Raw genomic sequence first — 1,411 nt, forward strand, 5'->3', positions numbered from 1 at the left:
AGCGCAGCGAAAACTCACTTCTCTAATCGGGCGTTTGGGTCAAGTTTATTTCATCTTTTGATTTCCGTGCTGTAGGGATCATTGTCTCTCATCCGGGTCACACTTCTCTTCGCAGTCATTGTTGGCCCGGTTCGGTTGGGCCGCTGCATGCATGTGTCGGATTGGGTGTGGAGCGCCCCACTTAGTCTCGCGCTTCAAGTTGCGCAGTGAGCTTTTTCGGCGTCATCCACAGACCTCGTCCGGTGAGGGACGATCCCGTCTATGATCATTGAAGGGGCTTGGTCAGATCATGCTGCTCCCCTCAATGGTTCATGACGGAACTCGGTGCCATCTGCCCAGATACGGTGCATTATGACAGCTAACTTTCTTGCGACGGCCACAACGGCGCGGCGGCGACCTTTCCTGCGCATTAGCCGCAGACCCCAACTCTTGATTTCGGAGCTCGCGACAGAGCGCATCATCATGGCGTTTGCGGCGCTGTAAAGTGTTGCTCGAACATCAGAGTCTCCTGCTTTTGAGATGCGTCCCGGGTTATCCATTTCACCGGATTGGTATCGTCGCGGCGTAAGCCCAAAATGTGCAGCCACTGTACGTGAGCTGGTAAAGCGCGATGGATCATCAACGGCCGCACGGAACGTTAGGGCAGCGATCGGACCAACTCCGGGGATTGCCATAAAGCGCATGCAGGCCTCGTCTCGGCTGGCCGCCTGTTTTACGCGTCTGTCAAGCTCGCGGTAGGTTGTGTAAAGCACGGCCCGTGCATCAAGCAAAGGTAGGAGCGCAAGGGACAAATCAGGGTCGGCTTCGATCAAGGGTCGCACCCGTTCATCAAATGACCCTTGGTCGACACGAGAGGGAAGTCGGATCCCAAATATCTTGAACAAACCTCTGACCTCGTTGGCCAAATCAATGCACTTCTTCTGGATCGCTTTGCGACTACTCAAAAGCGCCCGAAGCGCGTGGGCCTCACGGCTCTTGATGTAAACTGGGCTGAACCAGCCAGAGCGGAGCACCTGTGCAATCCCGCGTGCATCGGTTTTATCAGTCTTGTTGCGCATCGCTGACAGCGCCGCATTCACCTGGCGCGCCTCCATGCAAACAACGTCAAAACCAGCGGCGCGCAGCCCACCAAACAAATGTTGGCTCATCGGCCCTGCTTCAAAGCCAATGCGCAGCTCGGCGGCTGAAATAGCCCGCAAACATTCGATGATGTCTTCAATCTCGCATGCAACAGAGTGCTCGAAGATCAGCTTGCCATCTGCATTGATCACGCAAACCGCGACAGTCCTCAGTGATACATCTAGTCCAACATAGTAATCCATTTTGTCCTCCTCAAATTGCAAAAACTTCTGCAACTCTATCAAGAACCTGACCCATCATCATGGTCAGCCCGATTACCCATGCTAAGTCC

General features: G+C 54.4%; 1 protein-coding gene. It reads right to left on the minus strand.

Features of this window, described 5'->3' with window-relative positions; translation table 11 throughout:
• Positions 1-287: 287 nt before the first annotated feature.
• Positions 288-1,322 carry an IS110 family RNA-guided transposase gene (locus QO231_RS26045; RefSeq protein ID WP_316783205.1) on the minus strand — a complete coding sequence of 345 codons (1,035 nt, stop codon included), beginning with the start codon at positions 1,320-1,322 and terminating at the stop codon, positions 288-290.
• Positions 1,323-1,411 lie beyond the last annotated feature (89 nt).

Source organism: Sedimentitalea todarodis, assembly GCF_032595355.1.
In the GTDB taxonomy this organism is placed as follows: Bacteria; Pseudomonadota; Alphaproteobacteria; order Rhodobacterales; family Rhodobacteraceae; genus Sedimentitalea; species Sedimentitalea todarodis.

Excerpts from the sequence above, each read along its gene's own strand:
- QO231_RS26045 (WP_316783205.1), bottom strand. The coding sequence starts at position 1,322 with ATGGATTACTATGTTGGACTAGATGTATCACTGAGGACTGTCGCGGTT.